A 25,753-nucleotide genomic window follows, 5' to 3' on the forward strand; every position below is an offset into this window, starting at 1 on the left:
ATACAAATCAGTCCGGTGTTCATCATCACGCGTGATCTCGTATGCCGTCGTCGGCTTCAGAAAAAAACCTGCCGTCGAGTCCTTGCCAGCCGTATCGCTGCGCACCACCACATCGCCTGCGCCGACGGTGCCCCGGACGATCTGCTCGCGGTCCTTGTTGTAGTTCCAGCCCTCGACGCTCCAGCCGTTTTTGTTGTTATCGCCTTTGCCTACTTGAGTCGAGTCCTGCGTGGTACTGCTGCCAGTACCGTACGAACCGCCCACGTTCAGGTAGTAACCGTGCTCCTTGTCCTTGCCCGCGATGTCGCTGTAGCCAAGCGTGTTGGTATCCAGCTTGAGATTACCGCTGTCGGAAGCGATCAATGCGCCGTCAAGCTGGGTGTGGTTCTCGGTGCGGATGTCGACTTTGTCTTTGGCGGTGATGCGGGTCTGTTCCTCGATCCAGTTCTTGGAGCCGTTGGTCTGACCGTACCCGACCGAGCCGCTGACACTGCCGCCAAAACCAACCACTACGGTCGCGCTGAGGTCGAATTCCTTACCTTGTGCTCTGCCTGTATCCGGCAGGGAAGTGACATTGAGGTCGCGACCTACGCGCCCAACCACGTCGTTGCCGCGCAGCGTAGCACCGGCAATGTTGGTGTCCTGACCGCTGGTGAAACCAAGGTGATTACCAGCGTACAGGTAAGCTTCCTGCTGCTGTTTGCCTTCGCGTTCCAGGTCACCTTTGCCGATGTTGACGCTAGCGTAAACACCGATGCCTCCCGGACCGATGGCGATACCGGCTTCCCCGCCACCATTTTTACGGGTGTTCTCGGTGGAGCTGTCGTTCTGGGCTGCCTTGATGTCGAGGGTGTTGCCAGCAGTCAGATTGATGTTTCGCTCTGCCTGAGCCTGAGTGCCGATCAGGTTGAGGTCATTGCTGGCGTTGAGGTTGACGTCACGGCCTGCTTGCAACACGGTTACAGTAGAGGACCCTTGGCTCTGATCACCGCGGGCAACACCGCTACTGCCGCCCACGCCGAGTTTGAACCCGCCACTGCTGCTGCCATGAATACCACTCCAGCTTTTCTGTTCGCTTGTTTCCTGGCTGTAGCTGCCTTTGGCGGCATCAAGCGTGATGTCACGGCCCTTGATGTTGATATCGCGGCCGACCTGCAATTGGCCACCGCTGATCTGAACATCATTGCTCGCGGACATGTTCAGATTGTTGCCTGCGTCCAGCGTTGAGGCGCGGTTGGTCGTTTCGACCACTTGCTGGCTGGTGCCCTGCTTGCTGTTGCCGAATTTCCCATCGCCCGTCGGGCCGGACAGGAACTGTGAGGTGCTGTCTACTGCCTTGAGCGTGCTTGATCCCTTGCTCGTGGCGTCCTCGCCCTTGCCTGCGCCGCTGATGGCATCTTTGGTGCTGCCATAGTTGTGATCGATGCTGGCACTCAGACCATTACGCGAGTTTTCGCGCTGTTGCTCGACCGTCTGAGATTCACGCGCAGCATCAATCTTGATGTTGCGCCCGGCAGTCAGATTGATGTCATTGAGCGCCTGAAGGTCAGAACCTACCTGATTGATGTCGCGCGTGGCGTTGACTATAAGATCTTCGCCTGCGCGTACCTGGCTGGCGGCTGCGCTCTGTTGCTCAAGACGGTTCTTTTCTTTGGTGCGATCAACGCCTGCAAAGAAGGTCACGCCATTGGCGTTAGAGGACACGCCGATACCCGACTGCCTATTCTTCTCCCAGTCCTGATTGGACTGGGTACTCTGGGCGGCCAGAATGTTGACGTCCTGACCCGCATTCAGACTGACGTTCGCGCCTGCGTTAACGCTGCTGCCGACAATGTTGATGTCGCGCTCGGTCTGCAGACTTACATCGCCTGCAGCATTGATCTGGCTGCCTATGCTGGTGCTGCTCTGCGCTTGGCCGCCAGCTTCTCTAGCCGACGAAATCGACAGGAATCCACCAGACGCTGAAAGACCGGTTTTCTTCTTGTACTCTTCGCTGTGGCTGGAAGCTTCGTCGTTGGCCGAGAGCAGATTGATGTCGCCGGTTTTGTCCACCAGCCCGGCTCTGAGGTCCACATCATTGCCTGCGCCGATGTTGCTGGCACGCAGAGTGATGTCCTTGCCTGAAGCCACCACCACGTCGTTGCCCGCACTCAGTTCACTGGCGACTTGAGTAGAGCTGGTCTTCAGCTCGGTTTTTCCGCTTTTGGACAAGCCAAAAGAGCCGGATTTACTTTTCTTGCTGTAAGCACCCTGCTCATCGACACCCGAAAGCACAGTGATGTCATTGGTGGCACCGAGAATCAGGTCATTGCCTGCCAGCAGACGGCTGCCAATAACACTGACGTCATGCCCACCGTTAATGCCGACACTACCATCGGCAGCTTTAGTGGCATTGATCGTGAGGTCTTGCCCTGCATTGATTACCGATGCAACGTTGGTGCTGTCATAGCCTTCCTGCTGCTTACTGCTACTGCGGCCAAACGAACCTTTGCTCTTTTTGGCATAGAAGTACGAGCTCTCATCCTGAGCGGATGCAATGGTCAAATCTTGCGCAGCATCAAGCGCAATGTTGCTGCTTGCACTGATGCGGCTGGCGATAACATCGAGATTCTGCCCGGCCTGCAAAGCCACACTGCCACCCGCCTTCAGGTCCGCAGACACTTGGCCGACATGATCTTCCTGCTCGGTCACCTTCTTGCTTTTGCCGTAGGAATGCTGCTCATCAGCTGCCGAGGACAGGGTCAGGTTTTCCGTCGCGGCCATGGCAATGTCGCGCTTGGCGTCGATGCTGCTGGCGATCACATTGATGTCGCGGCCAGCCTGGGCCGTCAGGTCACGTCCGGCGCTGACTGTGGAGCCCAGTTGCGTGATGGTGGAATTACTGGAATTCGCGCCGCGTGTCTGGCCTTTCTCGGTCTGGGCCGAGTCGATAGCGACATCGCGACCCGCAGAGATGCTCAAATCACGACCGGCCTGCAACACGCCGCCGGTGTTCTCCACGTCGCGACCCGCTTGCAGGGTCATGTCGTTGGCCGCTTCGATACGTGCAGCGCTGTCAGCGAAGTCCTTACGCCAGGTCGCATCATCGGCAGCGCTCTGATGGCTGGTCACCGTGCGTTCGTTGATGACATCGCCGCGCAGCGCGGTCAATGTCACATCACGTCCGGCGATAATGCCACCGGACTTGTTGATCAGGTCGTTACCTGCCAGCAAGTCCAGACGGTTGCCAGCTTCTATCAGGCCGGAGTTGACCAGGTCGTTTCCAGCAGCCGCCGACAAGTTGTTGGCCGCTCGCAAGGTGCCGACGTTGTCGAGGTTTTGCCCCGCGATCAGCGAGACGTCGTTACCCGCAATCAATGCCCCGGTCGGGCCAAGCCGGTTGTCGGCCTGGGCCATGTACAGCACTGGCACCAGCACTTTCTCACCATTCACTTCGTGCTCTTCGAGCCAGACAATGTCATGGGTCAATGCGGCGACTTGCTGTGAGCTCAGTGACACGCCGACCGCCAGATTCAGTTGCTGCTTGCTGGCGATGGCGTTGTTCATCAGGTACTTGAACTGGGCCTCGTTGGAGGTCTGGCCATCGATGAACGCCTGACCGGTTCTGGCCACAACGGCTTGCTGAACGAGGCGTTGTTCATACAGACCATCGCCCAGACGCTTGGCGCTGACTTCCGGGTCATAGCCCAGACCCGCCAGCAGGTAATCCGAACTCATGAACTGCTTGAGTTCGGTGAGGACCGGGTTGGTTTCGATCAGGTATTTCTGCGGTTTGGAAACGAAGTTGCTGCTGGGCAGCCCTTCAACTCGGGTCACCGTTTGCGCTGCGGCAGAAACGACTGGCGTAATGGCGCTGGCTTGAGCTGCGGTGGCGGGCTGAATGCTGGCGGTTGGGGTGGCGGTACCAACAGGGTTGGTCTGAGTGACCACCGGGTTTATAACAGCAGCAGTGACAGGACTGCCTTGAGTCGCCACAGGGCTACGAACAGGGGCAATAACCGGACCGCCTTGAGCGTTGACGACCACTTGAGTCACGGCGGCAGTCGTGCCTGACTGGGCACCTGTCGTAGCCTGATTCACAGCATTGAGCAAACTACCCTGGGTACCCTTTACAACCTGCCCAGTCTTGTAGACTTGAGTGCCCTGCACCATCCCCGCGTTCTGGACTGCCGAATTACCGGAAGAAACAGACGTGATGGCCGGCAAGCCGACAGTCGAGCCTGAGTTCTGTACAGGCAGCAACGCACCGCTGCCCTGATTGCCCGTTGCAATGCCGGTTACGCTGTCGACGCTGGTGACACCTGCGGAATCAGAGGTATGGCCCGGCAGTACAAGCCCGCCAATGGGTGGGGCGCCTGGTGTGCTGGTATCGAAAGCAGAGGCATTGGCGCTTACGCCTGCGCTTTGCCGTGTCACCGAAGCGAGCTCGCGCGTGGCGTTAGCTATCTGGCCGACAGAGCCGATCTGGATGGTGCTTGCCTGCGCATCAGAAACGGTTCGCTCGCGCTGCGCGACGGAGACCGCTGCGCTGCCCATCGTCCAGCTTTGTGGAAGGCCGACGGGTTGGGCGACAGTAGCAGCGGTGCCGCTCTGGCCGCTCAGGCGGAACAGACCGTTCTGGCCGGTGGGCAGACTGAAGCCTGGCAGGCTTAGAGGATTGACTTGTTGCTGGGCCAGGTCTGGCGGCAATTGCTGATTGACGGTAATGCGCGTGGAAAACTGACTGCCCGGAGCACTGGTATCAGTACGCGAACCACCGCTTACGTAGCTGTAGCCAGCGCGTACAACGTTGTTGCCGATGTTGTTACTGGCGTTGACGTTGACTGCACCGCCTGCCTGGATAATGGCGGCATAGCTCTGATCGCCATTGGACAACTGGGTAACCTTGCGGAACTCGGGCATCTCGGTTTCGGTGGTAGCGATAAATTCGGCCATTGCCGCTTCAAGGCCGCTGATGTTGTTGGCGTCATAACCGCTGCTGGTAAACCAGTACTGCTCAGTGAATTCGCGAGCGGCATTGGTCCAGGAACCGGCGTTGCTGGTACGAGCGCTGCGGAAGGAACGCATAGTTTCAGTATCGCTGGCCTCTACGCCGGTGTTGTTCAGGTTGTTCAGTGTCGCGGTGAAGTTGCCGCTGGTGGCAATGGTGCTGCTCTGGTTGAACAGATCGCCACCGCTGATGCTCAGATTACCGCCAGCGATAATGCCGGACGCTGCGCTTGCAGCGGTCACTTCCAGTTTTTCACGCTGAGTAATGTCCCAGGTATGAGTTGCCTTGCCGCTGCAGTCGTTGTTGTAGAATTCCCGGTTGCACGCACCCTCTACAATCATGGCGGTATAGATACCGCCGTTGCTGGTAGTCAAAATCGCACGGATGTTCTGTATCGTGCTCGCCGCCAGACTCATGCCGCCGTCGCTTTGTATCGTCGCTGAACTGTTGACGAGGCTGTCGGCCAGGGCGCCCTGCCCGTTACGGTCAATCGAGAGATTGCCCAGGCTGTAGATGTTGGCGTAACTGTTGTTCAGCGAACTGACCCGCAGGCTCATGTTGTTGCCGCTGAAGATCAGCCCGCGATCATTGACCAGCGAGCCGGTGGTCACGGTCAGCGCTTGACCGCTGCCCAGCGTGCCCTGGTTGTTGATACTCCCCGCATTGACGGTAAGGTTGGTCGCCGAGGTCAGGCGACCGATATTGCTCAACTGGCCTCCCACCGAAACCGAAGTGTCACCGCCGCCAGCGATAGTCGAAGCGGCGTTAAGGTTCACTTGCGCGGCGCTCAGTCCGAGCGTCCCGGCGCTGCTGAGCCGGCCGTTGCCACCGTAGGTACCACCGAGGTTGAGGCTTAGCGAGCCGTCACTGGCAATCAGTCCTTCGTTGCTCCAAGTGCCGCCGTTACCAACGAAGCTGCTGGAAGCAAGCAACTGGCCGCTGGCGGTCTGGCTGAAATTATTGACGTTTATGTTCAGGCGTCCGGCCTGAATGACGTTGCTGTTGCTCCAGCTGTCGGCGTTGAGGGTCAAGCCGCCACGAGTGACGATCGAACCACCGGCACCTGAAACGTTGGCCGTCGCAACATCAAACGTCCCATTCCCCGTATGCAGCAGCGACCCACCCCCATTGAAGAAGCTGCCAGCGTTGAGTATCAGGTCGCTGTTGGCGCTTTCCAGCGTGCCGTTACGGTTGTCGAACAGGTTGCCGATCTGGAAGTTCGTCGCACCGCCACCACCCAGCGCGCGCAGTTGCCCGGTCTGGTTGTCCAGACTTGCAGCGGTTACAGCCAGTGTGCTGTCGCTTTCGATGATGCCGAAGCGGTTGTTCAGTGCGCCGCTCAGGTTCAACTCGACCTGACCGCCTGCGATCTGGCCGTCGTTGTCGCCGCTGTTGTCGAAATTGCCGCCGGTGACGCGTACCAGGCCTTTGCCGTAAAGGCCGCCGTTGCGGTTGTCGAAGCTTGCGGTATTGATCAGCGCTTCGCCGGTGCGTGCGGAGACTCGTCCGCCGTAGTTGTCGAAGCTGCTCAGCGCCGTCAGGTTGAGGCGCTGAGCCTGGATCACACCGCCCTGACGATTGGCGTCATAGCCGTTTTTCAGCACACCGACCACATTCGCGGTGAACAGGCCTTGCAGACTGGACAGCACCCCGCCCTGACTGTAGAGGTTGACGGCGCTCAGATTCAGGTCACCGTTCTGCGCAATGATTCGGCCGTTCTGGTTGTCGACGGTGCTCGCGACATCAACACTAAGGGCACCGACGCTCTGTACCGTGCCGCGAACGTTGGACAGGCTCGCCGTCTGTACTCGCGCATCGGCGTTCTGGCTGTAGATCAGGCCATCGGCGTCGTTAAGGACGCTGCCGCTCGCGGCGACCGCCAGTGTGTTGTTGGACGCAACGGTGCCGCGGTTACGGTTGTCCAGTTGTCCCGATGTGTTGAGGGTCATCAGGCTCTGGCTGATCAGTTGCCCGGCCTGGTTGTTGATCGCGGCGCTGCGCCGCAACAGCAGGGTGCCGCCGCTGGCCAGCTTGCCACTGGTGTTGGTCAGGCTGCCCAGCAGGTCGAGGGTCATCGCGCCCCTGCTGCTCAGGTTGCCAGCGCTGTTGTCGAGGCTGCTGCCTTCAAAACTGAAATCCTGCTGAGCCGTCAGATTACCGGCCGCATTGCTCAGGGCACTGGCTTTGATGGCCAGCCCTGCGCCGCTATCGATCAGGCCGTTCTGGCTGTTGTTCAGCAGGCCCGCCACGCTAAGGGTCTGGCCCGTGCCGCTGGACAGGATGCCGCCGCTGTTGTCGAGACTGTCAGCGGTTACGGTCATGGCGTTCTGACTGACCAGTGCGCCGTTGCCGCCATTGAGCAGCTCGCCGGTCAGCGTTGTAACGAGGCTGCCACTGCGGCTGGATAATGTGCCGCTGTTGCGGTTATCGAGTCGGTTGCCGGAGACGTTCAGGCCCTGCCAGCCGGAAATCAAGCCGTTGTAGTTGAGCAGGTTAATGGCGCTGAGGGTCAGCACGTTGCTGCTGATCAGCTTGCCGCTGCTGTTGTCGAGGGTACGGCCACTGAAGGTGAAGCTCTTTGCGCTAGACACCTCGCCGGACTGGTTATTCAAATCGCGAATACGGCTGAAGGTCAGCGAACCATCGGCAGTGATCAGGCCACCAAAGTTATTGAGGTCGTTGCCCACCATGTCGATGGACAGCCCGGCGTCACCCATCACCCGTCCGCCATTGAGCGACAATGCGTTGAGAACCAGGGTCATGTCGCGTGCGGCCGACACTTCGCCGCCGGTGCCGGAATCCAGACTGCCTGCCGTCAGGTTCAGGGCGCCGGTGCTGTTGATCAGGCCTCTGGCGGTGTTGTTGATCGACGTTGCATTGAGGGTAAGGCTGGTGCCGCCCAATACCTGACCGTTCTGGTTGTCGAGGCTGGCCGCGCCGACCTTGAGCGCTTGGGCCGCATTGATCAACCCATTGTCACGGTTGGTGAGCAAGCCGGTGACAGTCAAGCCCAGGTCGTTGCGGCTGGTCAGCGTGGCGCCCGTGTTATCGAGGGTGTTGACGACAGCGTCGACACCAGCGGCGGCGATCAGGCCTTTGACGTTGCTCAATGCTCGGGCAATGCGCAGGGTCAGCAATTGGTTGCTGAGCAGTTTGCCGCCGTTGTTATTAAGTTGTTGAGCGTTGACGGTAAACGCCTGGGCGCTGGAAATTTCGCCGTTCTGGTTCAGGACTTCGTTGACGTTGTTCAGCACCAGTGCGCCTGGCGCGTTGATCAAGCCGTTCTGGTTGTCCAGTTGGCCGTTATTCAGGTCCAGGCTCAAGGACGTATTGCTGAACAGCTTGCCGCCCAACTGACTCAGGCGGCTGACGCTGGCGGTCAGTGCCTGGCTGCTGCCAATGCTGCCGCCGCTGTTGGTCAGTTGTTCGCTGGTCAGCTCCAGTCGATCGCTGCTGCTCACGCGACCGTTCTGGCTGTTATCGAAATTCCCGGTCTTGAGGGTCAGTAGACCTTTGCCACTGATGTTGCCGCGCTGGCTGTTGTCGAGGCTGGCGCTTTTAAGAGCGAGGGCGCCATCGGTCACCAGCTTGCCGCCCTGGTTGCCGATTGCACCGGTGCTGTCGAGGGTCAGGGTTCCAGCACTGGAAACGCTGCCTGCGGTGTTGGTCAGGCTGCCGGCCTTCAATGTCAGGATGTCCTCACCGCTGATCAGGCCCTGGCTGTTATCGAGCGCTGCCGACAGGTCGATACTCAACGCCTTAAGGGCGCTCATTGCGCCTGCGGTGTTGTCCAGGCTGCTGCCGATCAGTGTCAGGCCCGCTTGGCTCGAGAGCAGACCGGTACCACGGTTAGTGGTCTGCGCAATGTTCAGATTCAGCGCTTTTTGCGCCAGAACCTGACCTTTATCGCTGTTGTTCAGTTGCTGGCCGGTCAGGGTCATCGTGTCCTGGCTGGACAGTTCACCGCCGCGGTTGTCGATGTTGGTGACAGTGATAGCAAGGGCTTGGGTGGCGCCGATAAAACCGTTCTGACGGTTGTCCAGCGCGTCGCCGCGCAAGGTCAATGTGCCTTGGGCGAGCATCTGGCCGCTCTGTTGCTGAAGGTTGCCGATCCGCGCGTCGAGGTTTTGCTTGCTTGCCAGTTGGCCAAGACGGTTGTCTGCTGTTGCGGCGCTCAGATTCACATTGCCGTCGCCGATCAGCGTGCCTTTGGCGTTGGTCAGGGCAGTATTTACCGTCACGTCCAGCCCTGCGCGGCTGCTGATCATGCCTTCGGTGTTGTCCAGACTGTCACTGTTGATACTCAGTGCCGCGCTGGAAATATTGCCTTTGATATTGTTCAGCGCTTTGTTCACAACCAGCGTCAGGGCCTGGCTGCTGAGCAGTTTGCCGCCGCTGTTGTCGAGGCTGCTAGCGTTCACAGTGAACGCCTGTGCGCTGGAGATTTCGCCGTTCTGGTTGGCAACGCCGTTAAGATTTTTAAGCAGCAGTACGCCAGGGGCGTTGATCAGACCGCCCTGATTGTTCAACTGGCCGTTGTTCAGGTCGAGGCTCAGCGAGGTGTTGCTGAACAATTCGCCAGCCTGCTGATCAAGGCTGGTGACGCTGGCGGTCAGGGCCAGCGCGCTGGCAATGCGCCCGGCGTTCTGGTTGATGACCTTGCCTGCCGTCAATCGCAGGGTGTCGCTGCTGGTCAGGCGACCACCCTGACTGTTGTCGAACGTACCGGTGGTGACCTGCGTAGCGCCCTTGCCGGACAGTTTGCCGGCCTTGCTGTTATCCATACTTGCGCTGGTCAGCGTGAGCGCCGCATCGGTGGTGATCGAACCCGCCTGGTTGCTCAAGGCGCCGGTGGTGATGACGTTCAAGGCATCGGCACTGGAAACGCTGCCCGAGGCGTTTTGCAACGAAGCAGCGCTGACGGTCATGGCCGATTCACTGCTGAGCAGGCCGCCGCTGTTATCGAGCGCGTCAGACAAAATTATGTTCAGGTCCTGCTGGCTGGCCAGCGTACCGCCTGCGTTATCCAGACGCGTACCGTCCAGCCGCAGGGTGTTACCGAACAACAGGCCCTTGGTCAGGTTGATCACCCGCGCCACTTTCAACCCCAGCGCCGTGCCCGCCAGCACCTTGCCAGCGTTACTATTGTCGAGGGTCTGGGCGATGATCTCCACGCCGATCTGGCTGGACAGTTCACCGGCCTTGTTGTCGATGTCGGCCACATCGATTTTCAGCGCTTTTGTCGAGCCCACCAGGCCACCGGACTGGTTGTCGAGCGTGTTACCGGTCAGGGTCAGATTGCCCTGCGCAACCAGCTCGCCACCTTGCTGAGTCAGAGCGCCGATAGTGGCGACCATGTCAGCCTGGCTGGCGATACGGCCGCTACCATTGAGAACGCTGTCGGCCTGCAACTGCATCAGGCCAGCGGCATTGAGCAGGCCGTTCTGGTTATCCAGACGCGTGCCGACCAGCTCAAGACCCGCATTACTGTTGATCAGCCCCTTTTGAGCAGTGCTCAGGCCTGTCTGGCTGTTGTCGAGTGCATCGACAAACAGTTGCATACCGTTCTCGGCACGAATCGCACCGCCACGGTTGTCCACGCTGGAACTGCGCAACACCAGCAGGTTCTGCGCTGCAATACGGCCGCCACGGTTATCCAGCGTCTGGCTGGTCAGGTTCATCAAACCCTTGGCTTGCAGGCTGCCACTGGCGCGATTGTCCAGTGCGCCGGTCAGCTTGAGGTCCAGTTGACCATCGGTGACCAGCGCACCGGCTTGCCGGTTGTCCAGACTCACCGCTCGAATGTCGGCACCCTTCCCTGCGCCCAGTGTTCCTGCCTGATTATCGATGGCGTCGATAATCACCAGTTTCAGAAACCGGTCCGCCATGACTTGGCCTTTGGCATTGCTCAGGCTGAGCGCGTTGAGCGTGGTGGTACCAGCACTGGTCAGCTCACCATTCTGGTTCGAAAGCGTGCCGGTGACGTTCAGCAGCAGATCAGCATCGCTGCTCACGCTGCCACTGTTATTGCTCAGTTCGCCTGCGGCCAGATCGATACCGTTGCTAGACACCAGGCCACGCAGGTTGCTCAGCAACCGGTCGACACGCACGACCAGTGCATTGTCGCTAAGCACCGAGCCCGCGGTGTTGTCCAGCGACGTCGCGGCCAGCGTGAACCCATGGGCGCTGGAGATTTCGCCGTTCTGGTTATCGACCGAGGTGAGGTTCTTGAGCAGCAATTGACCGGGTGCTGTGATCAGACCACCCTGGTTGTTCAGCACACCCTTGCTGAGGTCGAGGCTGACGTCAGCGTTACCATACAGTCGGCCATCGTTGCTCTGATCAAGGCCTGTGACCACTGCGGTCAGGGCCATGGCGCTGGCAATTCGCCCAGCGTCACCGTTGTTGACCAGCCCGGCATTGATTTTCAAGGTGCCGGTGCTGGTCAGGCGACCGCCTTGCTGGTTGTCGAACGTGCCGGTGTCGAGTTTCACACCCTCACCGGCGATACGACCGTTCTGGCTGTTGTCCAGGCTGGCACTGGTGAGCGACAGGGTTGAGTCACTGAGCATCTGCCCGCCACGGTTCACCACAGCGCCATCGACGTTCAGGACCGACACGCCGGAACTGGTGATGCTACCCACCGTGTTGGCCAGAGAAGCGGCGTTCACATCAAGTGTGCCAGCGCTGCGCACGAGACCCTGATTGTTGTTCAGTGCGCCGCTGACCGTCAGACCCAGTTTGTTTTTGGCGTAGACGCTGCCGCTGCCGGTGTTGGTCAGTTGACCCAGAGTTAGCTGCACCTCCTGCTGACCGGAAACGGCGCCAGCGCCTTGGTTATCCAGGTTGTCGGCCGTCAACAGCAACGCGCCGTTGGCCAGCAAACGGCCCTTGCCGCTGTTATCGAACTGGCCGACGGTTGCGGTCAGGTTGCCCAGGCTGGAGAGTTCTGCGTTGCGGTTGTCCAGCGTCGCGGCACTCAGTTCAACACCGGTGGCGGAAATCAGCCCGCGAACGTTGGTCAGCAACCGGTCGATGCGCACGATCAAGGTTTTATCGCTGATCACCGAACCGGCGGTGTTATCCAGCGTGGTCGCGGCCATCGTGAAGCCATTGGCGCTGGAGATTTTGCCGCCGCGGTTACTGACTGACGTGAGGTTTTTCAGCAGCAACTGGCCGGGGGCTGATATCTGACCGCCCTGGTTAGTCAGTACGCCATTGCTCAGGTCGAGACTGACGTCACCGTTACCGTACAACCGGCCGTCGTTGGTCTGGTCCAGACCTGTTACTACAGCGGTCAGCGCCATGGCGCTGGCAATACGGCCCGCATCACTGTTGTTGACCAGTCCGGCGTTGAGTTCAAGCGTACCGGTGCTGATCAGACGCCCGTCCTGATGGTTGTCGAAGGCACCGGTATTCAGCACCAGACCTTTGCTGGCGATACGCCCGCTCTGACTGTTGTCGAGACTGGCGCTGGTGACCGTAAGGGTTGCATCACTTAGGATTTGCCCACCCTGGTTGACCACGGCAGCATCACTTTTCAGAACTGAAACGCTAGCACTGGTCACGCTACCACCGGTATTGGCCAGAGAAGCGGCCTTCAGGTTCAGCGTGCCATCACTGCGCAGCCCACCCTGATTGTTGTCAAGCGCCCCGGTCAGGGTCAGGCCCAGCGTACTTTTCGCGTAAACACTGCCAGCGCCCGTATTGCTCAGTTGGCCCAGATTCAGCTGCACGTCCTGCTGCCCGGACACCACACCGCTCTGGTTATTCAGGGTATCGGCTGTCAGCAGCAGAGCGCCGTTGGCCAGCAGGCGGCCTTCTTCGCGGTTGTCGAAATCGCCGAGGGTGGCGGTCAGGGTGCTCAGGCTGGATAGCTCGGCGTTACGGTTGTCGAGCGTTGCGGCACTCAGGTTCACGCCGTTGGCGGAGATCTTGCCGCGCAGGTTGGTCAGCCACTGATTGATGCGCACGACGAGCGCTTTGTCGCTGAGCAGCGAACCCTTGGTGTTGTCCAGCGATGTGGCTGCGAGCGTGAAGCCATTGGCGCTGGAGATTTCGCCGCTCTGGTTATTGACCGAGGTAAGATTTTTCAGCAGCAACTGGCCCGGCGCGTTGATCAGGCCGCCCTGATTGATCAGTACGCCGTTACTCAGGTCGAGGCTGACATCGCTGTTGCTGTACAACTGGCCGTCGCGGGTTTGATTCAGTCCGGTGACGACAGCGGTCAGCGCCATGGCGCTGGCGATTCGACCGGCATCGCTATTGTTGACCAGCCCCGCATTCAGCTGGAGAGCACCGGTACTGGTCAGGCGACCGTCCTGCTGGTTGTCAAAGGTGCCAGTGCTGAGCACCAGCCCCTTACTGGCGATGCGTCCGCTATGACTGTTATCGAGGCTGCCACTGATAAGCGTCAGTTGTGCATCGCTGAGGATCTGCCCGCCCCGGTTGATCACCCCGTCATTAATCCTGATCGACGCGACCCCGGCGCTGCTGATACTGCCCGTGCGGTTGGCCAGTGAGGCTGCAGCGGTGGTCAGTGAACCGTCGCTGCGCAGCACGCCCTGATCATTGTTCAACGTCCCGCTTAGGGTCAGGTCGAGACTGTTTTTAGCGTAAACGCTGCCGCCAGCGGTATTGGTCAGTTGCCCCAGATTCAGTTGTACACCCTGCTGCCCGGACACAATCCCGCTCAGGTTATTCAAGCCATCCGCAGTCAACAGCAGCGCGCCGTTGGCCAGCAGGTGGCCTTTTTCGCGGTTATCGAACTGGCCGATGTTGGCCGTCAGACTGCCAAGGCTGGACAACTCGGCATTGCGGTTGTCCAGCGTTGCGGCGCTCAAATTGACGCCATTGGCGGAAATCTGCCCGCGCAGGTTGGTCAGCAATTGATTGATGCGCACGACCAGCGCTTTGTCGCTGATTAGCGCCCCGTCAGTGTTATCCAGCGAAGTGGCCGCCAGCGTAAAGCCGTTGGCGCTGGAGATCTTGCCGCTCTGGTTGTTGACGACGTTGAGGTTTTTCAGCAGCAACTGACCGGGCGCGGTTATTTGCCCGCTCTGGTTGTTCAGCAGACCATTGTTCATGTCGAGGCTGACGTCACTGTTGCTGTACAGGCGGCCATCGTTAGTCTGGTTGAGACCGGTCACCGCAGCGGTCAAAGCCATTGCGCTGGCAATACGCCCGGCAGCGCTGTTGTCGACCGGCCCCGCCGTCAGGCGCATGGCCCCGGTACTGGACAGGCTACCGCCCTGCTGGTTAGTGAACGTGCCGGTGTTCAGCACCACACCATTGCCCGCGATACGACCGCGCTGGCTGTTGTCGAGACTTCCACTGCTGAGCGTCAGTTGTGCATCAGTGACAATCTGCCCGCCCTGATTGACGACTGCGCCGTTGAAGTTGAGCATGCCTGTTCCGGCGCTGGTCACACTGCCATTGGTGTTGGCCAGACCGGCTGCTTTAAGGTCAATGGTGCCGTCACTGCGCACCACGCCCTGATCGTTTGCCAACACGCCGCCAAGCGTCAGATTCAACGCGTCTTTGGCGTAAAGGCTGCCACCGCCGGTATTGGTCAGTTGCCCCAGGTTCAGTTGCACGCCCTGCTGCCCGGACACAATCCCGCTCAGGTTATTCAGGCTATCCGCAGTCAACAGCAAAGCGCCGTTGGCCAGCAGCCGGCCTTTTTCACGGTTATCGAACTGGCCGATGTTGGCTGTCAGGCTGCCGAGGCTGGAGATTTCAGCATTGCGGTTGTTCAGTGAGGCGGCTGTCAGTTCAAGACCGGTCGCGGATACCAGCCCGCGCAGGTTGGTCAGCAACTGATTGATACGCACGATCAGCGCTTTGTCGCTGATTACCGAACCGTCAGTGTTATCCAGTAAAGTGGCTGCCAGCGTAAAGCCGTTGGCGCTGGATATCTTGCCGCTCTGGTTGTTGATGACGTTGAGGTTTTCCAGCAGCAACTGACCGGGAGCGCTGATCAGACCTCCCTGGTTGTTCAGCACACCATTGCGCAGATCAAGGCTGACATCACTGTTGCCATACAAACGGCCATCATTGGTCTGATCAAGTCCGGTGACCACGGCGGTCAAGGCCATGGCGCTGGCGATGCGTCCCGCTTCACCGTTGTTGACCTGAGCCGCGTTGAGCTGGAGCGTGCCGGTGCTCGACAGATTTCCGCTGCGCTGGTTGTCGAAGGCGCCGGTGTTCACGACGACATCTCTGCCAGCAATCCGGCCGCTCTGACTGTTATCCAGCGAACCGCTGTTCAGCGTCAGGCTGGCATCGCTCAGAATTTGCCCACCCTGATTGACGACTGCACCACCGCTGGTGATTGAGCCCATACCGGCGCTGATGACGCTGCCGCCAGTGCTGGCCAGTGAGGCGGCATGCAACTCGAGCGTCCCATCGCTGCGCAATACGCCCTGATTGTTGTTCACGGCCCCGGTAACGTTCAGACCCAGACTGTTTTTGCCGTAAACACTGCCTCCACTGGTGTTGGTCAGTTGCCCCAGTGTCAGCTGTACATTTTGCTGTCCGGCAACCGATCCGGTGTTCTGGTTGTCCAGCGTGTCCGCAGTCAGTTGCAGAATACCGTTGGCCAGAAAGCGGCCACTGCTGCTGTTGTCGAACCGGCCAACCGTGGCCGTCAGGTTGCCCAGGCTGGAAATCTCCGCCGTGCGGTTGTCCAGCGTGGCAGCACTGAGCAATAGATCACCGGAAGAACTGATGATGCCCAGCTGATTGAGCAACTGTTCGGGGATACGCGCAGTCAGCACTGCGCCGCTGGACAGCTTGCCCTGCTGGCTGTTGTCCAGCGCATTGGCGGTAACGGTCAGGTTGCCGCTGCTGCTGATCAGGCCATTCTGTGCGTTGAGCACCTGAGAGGCATTGATATCTGCGCTGCCACCCTGGCTAAGAATCCGGCCGGACTGGCGGTTATCGACGACAGCGGCTGCGATACGCGTGCTGGCCTGCCCGTTCAGTGTGGCGCCCTGGTTGCTCAGGGTCTGGGTGATGGTGGCTTGCAGGGCACGGCTGGCAGTGATGCTTGCGCTGTTGGTGAGGCCGTTGGCCGACAGCGTGATATCACCCGACGCGTTGCGGCTGTTGTCGGCATTGACGCCGGCTTCGATAACGGCCGAGTTGCGCAGTTGACCACCTGCTGAAAGGCTCAGTGCATCACGTGCGGCGACGTTCTGCCGGGTGGTGAGATCCCCGGCAGTGGTCATCGCCAGGGAAGACCCTGCGTACACGGAGCCGTTGACCTCGGCCGTGTTCGCTTTGACGTTGACCGCACCGCTGGCCGCCGCCTGCATCACGTTCAGATGGCCATTGGCATCGATCTGGATATCGCCGCCACTGGCCGCCAGATTACCGGCGAGCCTGACGCCGACGCCCGCCTCAGTACCCACCAGTCGAATGGCACCGGCGTACATGCCGCCAAGGGCCGAGCTATCGATCGCCAGTTCCGGCTTGCTGCTGCCGTCGTCTGCCAGTGCCGTCGGGTTCAGGGTCTGTGCATCGACGTCGTTGCGACCGGTGATGACGTTGAGGCGCTTGGCGTGCAGTTCGGCATTGATCTTCGCGCTGCGGGTGATGATGTCGAACTGGTCGACGTTGTCGGCGTTCAGCCCCGCGCCGTCAATCGAGATGCTGCCGCCCTGAACGTTGAAGCGCTGCAGTTGACCGTTGGCGTCCAGAACCGGCTTGCCGGTAGTCAACGTGACCTGCGGCGTATTGATGAAACCGCAACCGTTGCAACTGATGCCATACGGGTTGGCGACGATGACTCGCGCCGTCTGTCCCGCTACTTCCGTATACCCCCTCAACTGACTGGCATGAGCGCCGACCACTTCGTTGAGAATCGTGCTGGCTGCCGTGCCACGCAGGTTGGAGTTGCCGACAATGATGCCGCCCAGTTGGGTACTCTGGGTTTGGTTCGTCGAGTTGTTGAGGATGACGCCCTGACTCTCGACGTTGTACTGCTGGAACTGGTTGTGCGAGAGGCCACTGGCATTGGGCGTGGCGATGTTGATGATCGGCACGCCATTGCCCGCCTGGCCCAGCGTGGTTCCCGGCCCGCTCACTGCAATGCCTTCGGCCTGGACCAGCAGTGGCTGCCAGAACAGCGCGTTGGCCAGAATCAGCGCAAGGCCACGCTTGGGCATTCCCCAGAAATGCTGACGCTCGGTCAACGCCGCGGAAGGCTGACGGGCGAGCAGAGCCAACTGGTGAACGTCCATGTTAGTGACCTCGAAACGGAAAAGATGAAAAAAGGCTGAGTTACAGGAAGAAATCCACGCGCAAATAGATCGGCGATTCACGCTCGATCACGTCGGGACGTTCCAGGGAGTGGGCAAAGGTCACGGACGCAGCGACATGCTGGCCACGGGTAAACAGCTCAAACGAGTTGCTGGATAACCGGCCATACTGGTCACCGTTGTACCGGTCGCCTCGGATCACGCCCTGGTCGTAGCCGGCGGCTACGCCATACTCGGCAAACACCGGACGCAGCCAGTCGAACGTGACCGGGCGGGTCAGACGCACTTCATTGCGCCAATAGCCACCGCTGTCCCCCGACAGAAACTGGTCTTTGTAACCACGCACTGAAGAGGATCCGCCCAGGCTCTGACGCTGCGGGCTGAACAGCACGTCTTCACTGCGCTGACCGGTGGCCAGGCTGGTGAAACTCAGTTTTTCACCCCACAACTGAAACGGGTGCAGGTAACTGACGGTGCCGGTGTACTTGCGATAGCGCGAATCGGCTTCGCCAGGGCCCGGATCATGGCTGCCCTGCGCATCCAGTGCGCCAATGCCCTGTTGCATGCCCAGATCGATGTTGAGAAAGGCCGAACCGATACGCCGTCCGTGGTTAATGCCGAACTGTGCTTCGGTGATGCGGTTGCTGCTGAGCGCCAGCTTGCTGTCTTCGACGTAGTTATTGGTGCGCAGGTAAGCCAGCCCGGCGTTGAGCGAGGTTTTGCTCAGCGCATCACGGTGAATGACGCGCTCGGCGCGAAACTGGTGATTCTGGCTGTCGCCATCCTGCTTGAAATCAATATTGGATGCCTGAGCCACCGAGCGATATTCACTGGTGCTGTACAGATAGCTGAAGGTCCACCAGCCCCACGGCAGGCTGTAGGACAGCGTGGCGTTGCGGGAAGCTTTTTGACGGTCACTGATCGCATCGTGACCGCCGCGAAAACTGAACTGATCGGCCAGCCCCAGAGGATTGTCCCACTCAAGTCCGGCGTTCCATTGCTGCTCGCCGGTGCTGCGCTGACCTTCATTGGTGCGGGTGAGGTTGGCGCGCCATGGCTTTTGCGCGGTGTTCTTGACCACTACGTCGCTGCCACCGACCGCCTGACCGGGCGTGAGCTCCATCTGTGCCTGATTGGACGGTAGCCGATTGAGCTGATCGACCATCTGCTCGATCTCGCGCAGATTGACCATCTCGCCTTCGCGCCCCGGAAAGGTCATGGCCAGTTCACGATCCGACAACCCGCTGTCAGTGGCGCTGCGCAATTTTTCCAGCTTGCCTTCGATGACCAGTACTTGCAGGTCGCCGTTGGACAAATCCTGCTGCGGCAGGTAGGCGCGAGTCGTGACCAGACCTTTTTCAATGTAGTGATCGGTAATGACTTTGAGCAGCTCGTTGAGCTGCGCAACACCCAGACATTGACCCAGGTAAGGCTTGATCAAGGCGTCGCGTTCGGTAGACGACAGCGAGTCGGCCCCCTTGAGTTCGATGCGGTTGATCGTGAAGCAGCGAGTGTCGGCAGGCGCACTCGGTGCAACCGGCTCAGCCTGCTTGCCGGGCAGATCCTTGAGATCTTCGAGGCGACGGCGTTGCTCCTCGAGCAGACGATCCTGACGATCACGAATGAGGTCTTGCTCGCCGGGCGTGGTGGCGGCGAAGGCGAACAGTGGAGCCAGAGCAAGCAGTGCCAGCAGGGCCGATCTTGAGGAAAAAAAGTTCACGACGCGTCCCTGCAATATCACATTGATATTAAAACGGCGCGATATTAGTTCGCCATCAAACCGGCGTCAAATATTTGTATGCTCTTTGTGTTGAACTTGCTACCTGCCCCCCTACCTCTCCACATTGTGCCTGCATCTGTCCTCCAACCCTTTCACGGCCAGTGTCGCCGAGCTACCTCACTTACCACCGGATGCACATCAATCTGCAACAGCGACTCATGAAAATCCGGACGGACATCGCGCAGGTGTTCGCGTGCCCCGCTCCATCGCGTCACGACACTGGCCAGTATCTCAACCGCAGCGGGTGCTTCGGGGTTCCAGGTATCGGGGGTGAAGAACAGATCGCTGAATGTTTGCCAATGCTCGTGCAGACGCAACCGCGCGCCCTGTTCAAGCGTCGTCTGCAACGCTTTGTCCGCGTCCGGCAGCCAGCGCTCGGGAAAGTCGATCACGCCGATGGCGGCGTAACAATTGGCCGCGATATAAACCAATGCCCGCAGTGCCTGTGATCGTTCGGATGAACGCTGTGGCAAAAGGCCCGAGTCGGGAAACTCAAGCCCCAGGTGAATCAGGATGGCAGCGCTCTCGGTGACGACGTTGCCATCCGGTAGAACCAGCGTGGGCACTTGCAGCAAAGGGTTGACGTGCTCGAGCGCTTCTTTCCCGGGCCCTTCCTCCCATGAGCAGGCGTTGGTCAGCGTGTAGGGTGCCTCGCACAGCGACAGCGCCATTTCGATGGCTGCTGCGCCGGAGCCTTCGGTGCCAAACAGGGTGTACATGTCGGGTGCTCCTCTGAAAAGGTTTCAGTCTAGTAACGTCTGACCCATGCATCAGACCGGTCGGCAGATGCCCAAGGCATCCGGCCATTGTCGCCAACGCCCTCCTTCGCGCATCATGCCGCCGCACCCTTGCTGATGCCTGTCATGAAACGCTACGAAAAATTTGCCGCCGACATCGCTGAAATGATCCGCAACGGAATCCTGCCACCCGGCGAAAAGGTCCCGTCGGTCAGGGTGGCGAGCCGTACCTATTCGGTCAGTCCGACGACGGTGTTCAAGGCCTACTACCTGCTGGAAGACAAAGGGCTGATTCAGGCCAGGCCACGCTCGGGTTACTACGTTCGTGAATATGGGCCGCAGACCATGACCGAGCCCGAGCTGGTCCGGCATGTCAGTGAAGGGACCGAAGTCAGCGTCAGCGATCTGATTTTTTCCGTGCTGGCCTCACTGAAAGACCCTGACACGGTGCCGTTCGGTTCGGCGTTTCCCAGTCCGCATCTTTACCCCTTGCCGCGTCTGGCCAAATCCATGGGGATCGCCTTACGCAGCCTGACGCCTGCCGCGATTGTCAGCGACATGACCACCGGTAACGACGAACTGCGCAGACAGATCGCATTGCGCTACATGATCAGCGGCGTGCGGCTGCCGGCGCAGGAACTGGTGATTACCAATGGGGCCATGGAAGCGCTGAACCTGTGCCTGCAATGCGTCACTGAACCTGGTGATCTGGTTGCCATCGAAGCGCCGGCCTTCTACGCCTGCCTGCAAGTGCTGGAGCGGCTAAAGCTCAAAGCCGTGGAAATTCCGGTGCACCCGCGTGACGGCGTGGATCTGGACTCGCTGCAGGACAGCCTGAGCCGCTTGCCGATCAAGGCTTGCTGGTTCATGAGCAGCTTCCAGAACCCGCTCGGCGCCAGCCTGACCCAAGACAAGAAAAACCGCCTGTACGCGTTGTTGGAGACGCACGATGTCCCGCTGATCGAAGACGACGTTTACGCAGAGCTGTATTACGGAGCCACTGCGCCGCAACCGCTCAAGAGTCTGGACCGCAGCGGCCGAGTCATGCACTGCGGCTCGTTTTCCAAGACCCTGGCCCCGGGCTACCGGATCGGCTGGGTGGCTGGTGGCCGTTACACCGAGCAGATCAACCGTCTGAAACTGATGACGACCCTATCGCCGTCAGTCCCCGCACAGGCCGCGATTGCCGACTACCTGAGCCATGGCGGTTATGACCGGCACCTGCGCAAGCTGCGCGATACGCTGGAAATTCAACAGGGCGCGATGCTTGCGGCAGCGGCCCGCTATTTTCCGGCAGGCACCCGCGTGACCAAACCGGTCGGAGGCTATTTCCTGTGGTTTGAATTCCCTGAGCGGGTTGATTCGCTGCAGCTGTTTCAAGAAGCGCTGGCGCAAGGTATCAGCCTGGCCCCGGGGCCTATTTTTTCGCCCTCGCAGCGATTTCGCCATTGTGCCCGCCTGAATCACGGCAGCCCTTGGGACGAACGTTGTGAGCAGGCGATGGCGACATTGGGGCGAATGCTCGCGTCGTTCTAAGACAGGCTTCGTAACTGATCTCTGTTTTTTTATCGTTTCTGAATCTGTACCAGATTTTGCGCAAACCCGATAATAGCCCGGCGATCCACACTGACCAATTTAGAGGTTCTCATGGGCAAGATGGCACTGGGTTTACTGGCTTTTCTGGCATTCACGATTGCAGTTGGCTTGCTCGGCACGATTCCACCATCCTGATGCCCGACACGCTGATGCCCGGCACGCACGCAAGCGACGTGCCGAAGGCATCAGAGGTTTCAGGCCTGGACCGCTCGCCTGGCAGGCGCGAACCGCTCGAACAACAGCCAATACAGCGTCGGGATCAGGCCCAGGGTAGCCAGCGTGCCCAGCGCCAGTCCGCCCATGATCGTAATGGCCATGCCCTTCCAGAGCGGACCTGCAAACAGCATCAGCGGGATCAGGCCGATGATGCAGGTCAGCTTGGTCATCACGATCGGCCGCAGGCGTTTGACCGCGGCATTGATCACCGCTTCGCGCACACCCAATCCCTGCTGGCGTTCCACATCGATGCGCTCCAGCAACAACACTGCGTTATTGACGATAATGCCCGCCAGCGACAGCAGGCCGAACGTGGCCATGAAGCCGAACGGGTAAGCGGTGATCAGCAGGGCCGCGGCCACTCCGATCAACACGAAGGGCACGCTCGCAAGCACGATCAGCAGTTTGCGGAACGAGTTGAACTGCCAGACAAACAACAGCAGCATCGCGATCAGCGCATGCGGCATGTACTGCAGCAGCGCCTGATTGGCCTCTGCCGAATCCTCGATTTCACCACCCGGTTCGATGCGATAACCCTCCGGCAGACGAATTGCCGCGATCTGTGGGGCAAGGGACTCGACAATCGACGTCGCGGTCATCGACGGGTTATGGCCAGTCACCGTAATGGCGCGCTCCAGATTGCGCCGTTCAACGGTCGACGCTTCCGGCCGGGCCTCGATGCTGGCCACTGCAGACAAGGCGATGGGCGCTGCACCTGACGACGGGTAAATCAGCGTATTGTCCAGCCCGGTGCCCACGTCATTCGTGCCATGGGATTCACGAGCCACCACTGCAACGGCCGTTTCGCCATCCTGTATCGATGAGATCGGCAAACCGCCATTTCTCACTTGCAGCGCTTGCGCGACTTCCTGGCTGCCTAGACCGGCGCGGCGCATCTTGTAAGGGTCGACAACCACATCGTAACGCAACACGCGGGTGCGCCAGTCATCCTGCACATCCAGGGTGCCGGGCAGCGCCGACAAGGCCTGCTCGATACGACCGGCCAGGCTGCGAAGCACTGTTTCGTCAGGGCCGATGACCCGATAGATGGCGATGCCGGCCTCGGTGGTGCCCATCGAAAAGCGCTTGGGTTGTGCCTGCACTTCCGGATGCCGGGACAGCAGGTAACGCCGGGTTCGGCCAATGACCGCATCGACGTCAGCCCCTTCCCGGACACTGACCGTGAAATAGGCAACGTCCGGCGCTGGCAACGGAGGATTGAGCCCCAGAACGATCCTCGGACCGCCATCGGCGACGTAGCCAATACTGTCGACGACGTCCTGATCGTCGCTCAGCCACTGACTGACCTCTCGCACCGTCTGCAACGTCGCACGTGAGCCGGTGCCCGGTTGCAGTGTCATCGGGATCTGAAACTGCAGACGGTCTGACTTGGGCAGGAAATCGTAAGGTACGTGCGTCAGCACCACAACCGCGCCTGCAAGCAAGCCGAGCATGCTGCCCAGGAAGACAAACGGGTAACCGAGCAGGCGCTCGATGATTCTACGATAGCCGCGGTAGAAGCCCGAGGTGTAGTCGCCGCAATCGGTCACGTCCTCATGAACGGTGGGCACCTTGGCAAAGTAAAAGCACAGCAGCGGCGTCACGGTAATGCTCAGCAGCCAGGAACTGATCAGCGTGGTCGCCAACACGACGGCCAGCGAGCGCAGGTATTCGTTGGTGCTGGTCTGTCCCAGGAAGAACGGCGAGAAGGCCAGCACGATGACCAGTGATGAGGTCAACAACGGAATCATCAGGGTACGCCCCGCGTCCTCACAGGCACGCCGCCGGTCCTCACCAGCGTGCAACCGGCGCTCGATGTCCTCGGCGATGACGATGCCGTTGTCCACCAACAACCCCAGCGCCAGAATGATCGCGGCTATCGACACCGTCTGCAGTTCGATTCCCAGTGCGCGCATCACAATCAGCGTCGCCAGGATTGTCAGCGGCACTATCGCCCCGACCACCAGACCGGTGCGCCAGCCCAGAAACAGCATGACCACGCCCATCACGATCACCACCGTTTCCGCCATGACGTGGTACATCTTGTCCATTTCATGACGCACCACATCGGATTGAAACGTCACGATGTGCAGGCTGAAGCCTGCAGGGAGCTGCTGCTCGAGTTCGCCCAGGCGTTTGCGCAGCGCGCTGCCGAATGCCTGCACATTGAGCCCGGGCTGCATGGACACGGCCAGCACCACCGCTGGTTGTCCCTGATAGATCGCCGCCGTTTCAGGTGGGTCGACAGGCGCTACCGAAAGTCTCGCCAACGTCTGCAACGGAACCCGTTGCCCACCCGGTAACCGGACCGGAAACTGGCGCAACCGTTCCAGCGACAGAATTTCCCCGCTCACGGTGAGCGTGGTGCTCTGTTGACCCACAATGGGCGTGCCGCCCAGGGCGATGACATTCTGCGCTTGCAACTGCTGTGTCACCTGTTGCAGCGCAAGACCAGCCGCGCCGAGCGTCTGACGATCAAAGTCAAGGTAGATACGTTCGTCCAGCAAACCGTACAACTCGACCTGATCCACACCGTTCAGGCCGTATAACCGGGTGCGCAGGCTTTTGATCGGCCCGCGCATCTCGCTCATGCTGAATCCCGGTGCCGTCACCGCGATCGACGCCACTGCCACGCGGCCAAAATCATCGTTCACGAAAGGCCCTTGGGTATCTGGCGGAAACACACGGCTCAACTCACTGACTTTGGCCCGCAGACGCTGCCACACCTCGGCCAGGTGACTGACGCTGTCATAGGCGGTGACCTGAACGATTACCCGTCCAGGTTTTATCGTCGTGACGATGTCCTTGATGTCCGCCAGTTCACGAAGCTTTTCCTCGAGCGGCTTAGCCAGCAGCTCCTCGGTGCGGTCCACCGACAGGCCGGGCAAGGCAACGCTGACCAACGCATCGCGTACTGTCACGGAAGGCTCTTCCTGCGAGGGAAAATTCAGGAACGTAAAGACACCGGCCATCAGCACGAGGCAGGCGGCGAACAGGGTCAGGCGACTGGCGCCCATGGCGCGGCGGGTAATATTCATGGGGTGGTCTCGCTCAGGCGGGTTGCAGGCTGGAACAGGCTGACGGTCTGTCCGTCCTGCAGAAAGGCGGCACCGGCGGTCACGATCTGCTCGCCCGCAGAAAGCCCTTCGTTGACGACGGCACGCCCGTCACTGATCGCGCCCAGTGAGACGTTTCTGATCACGACGGTGCCAGCGGACTGATAAACGAACACCTGAGCGGTGTTTCTGCCGGTCCCCATCCACAGCGCCTGCACAGGAATCGACAAGGGTTGCGGCGTACTCTGCGCACTCATCTGCATCAACAGCGTGATGCCACTGGCGACGGGATCGGCGGGATTCAGCACCCGGAATCTGCAAACCCTCGTCAGGCCGTCTTCGGCGCGTGGCGAAATCCCTTCAAGCACCAAGTCCAGAATGACCGACGGATCTGAAGTGCTCCAGGCCCGGGCCTTATCGCCCGGTCGAAGGCGATCGCTCTGGGCAGTCGTGACGGCAGCCATCACCTGTTGCCCAGAGCGAGACTCGACTTCCAGTACAAACTGCCCGGCACTCAACGAGTTGTAAGGATCCACGCGACGTGCCACCACTCGCCCAGCGAACGGTGCGATCAACTGACTGTGATCGAGCTCGCGACGTGCCAATGCCCATTCGGCCTGCGCCCTCTTCTTTTCGGCCTCGGCCTGGGCGTGAGACGCCTGAGCTGCCTCGACCACGCCCTGAGCGACGCTGCCGGCCGCGAACAGGCTTTTTTGACGTTGAAGGTTGAGCCCGCGCTCTGCTGCTTGAGCAGTCGCTGACGCCAAACCGGCCTGCGCCTGCTGCTCGTGCAGCGTGGCAGGTTGTCGATCAAGGGCAGCCAGCACCTGGCCTTTTTCAAATGTGTCACCAACATCTATATGCAATTGGCTCAGCACACCCGCCGATTCGAACGCCAGACTGGCGCTCTCCTGCTGTCGCACGATGCCGATGAAACGCGGGCCTTCGCCGCCTGATGCGCTGACCGTTTCGACCTTTACCGCACGAACGGCGCTGGCGACGCCGACAGGCTTGTCGCCGCAGCCGCCAATCATCAAGACCAGCAGAGCGGGCACGCAGCCTTTGGCAAAGCGCCGAATGGCGACATGCAAGGTTATCGAATGAAATCCCATGAC

General features: G+C 60.0%; 6 protein-coding genes. 1 reads left to right on the forward strand and 5 read right to left on the reverse strand.

Annotated elements, in window-relative coordinates:
* From BZK31_RS12625 to BZK31_RS12635, 3 genes are all read right to left on the reverse strand, one after another.
* A partial coding sequence (locus BZK31_RS12625; protein ID WP_083183186.1) for a hemagglutinin repeat-containing protein occupies positions 1-17,235 on the reverse strand: 17,235 nt, incomplete at its 3' end.
* A 40-nt stretch (positions 17,236-17,275) separates the two neighbouring features.
* Positions 17,276-18,973, reverse strand: coding sequence for a ShlB/FhaC/HecB family hemolysin secretion/activation protein (locus BZK31_RS12630; RefSeq protein ID WP_083183188.1), 1,698 nt, complete (start codon positions 18,971-18,973; stop codon positions 17,276-17,278).
* Between the two features lie 152 nt (positions 18,974-19,125).
* The gene (locus BZK31_RS12635) at positions 19,126-19,752 is read right to left on the reverse strand and encodes a glutathione S-transferase (protein ID WP_083183189.1); all 627 of its coding nucleotides are present in this window, start codon (positions 19,750-19,752) and stop codon (positions 19,126-19,128) included.
* 144 nt (positions 19,753-19,896) lie between these two features.
* Here BZK31_RS12635 and mapR point away from each other — a divergent pair, with 144 nt between their 5' ends.
* A complete protein-coding gene (gene mapR, locus BZK31_RS12640; protein ID WP_167377942.1) occupies positions 19,897-21,306 on the forward strand; it encodes a GntR family transcriptional regulator MpaR in 1,410 nt (469 codons plus the stop codon).
* A 254-nt stretch (positions 21,307-21,560) separates the two neighbouring features.
* On the opposite strand, the gene BZK31_RS12645 is transcribed toward mapR, so the two are convergent.
* Complete coding sequence (locus BZK31_RS12645; RefSeq protein WP_083183192.1) at positions 21,561-24,620, reverse strand: efflux RND transporter permease subunit; 3,060 nt, start codon at positions 24,618-24,620, stop codon at positions 21,561-21,563.
* Entirely contained in the window at positions 24,617-25,750 is a 1,134-nt protein-coding gene (locus BZK31_RS12650) for an efflux RND transporter periplasmic adaptor subunit (RefSeq protein ID WP_083183194.1), read from the reverse strand. The genes BZK31_RS12645 and BZK31_RS12650 overlap by 4 nt, the downstream gene beginning before the upstream one ends.
* Positions 25,751-25,753 lie beyond the last annotated feature (3 nt).

Source organism: Pseudomonas floridensis (assembly GCF_002087235.1).
GTDB lineage: Bacteria > Pseudomonadota > Gammaproteobacteria > Pseudomonadales > Pseudomonadaceae > Aquipseudomonas > Aquipseudomonas floridensis.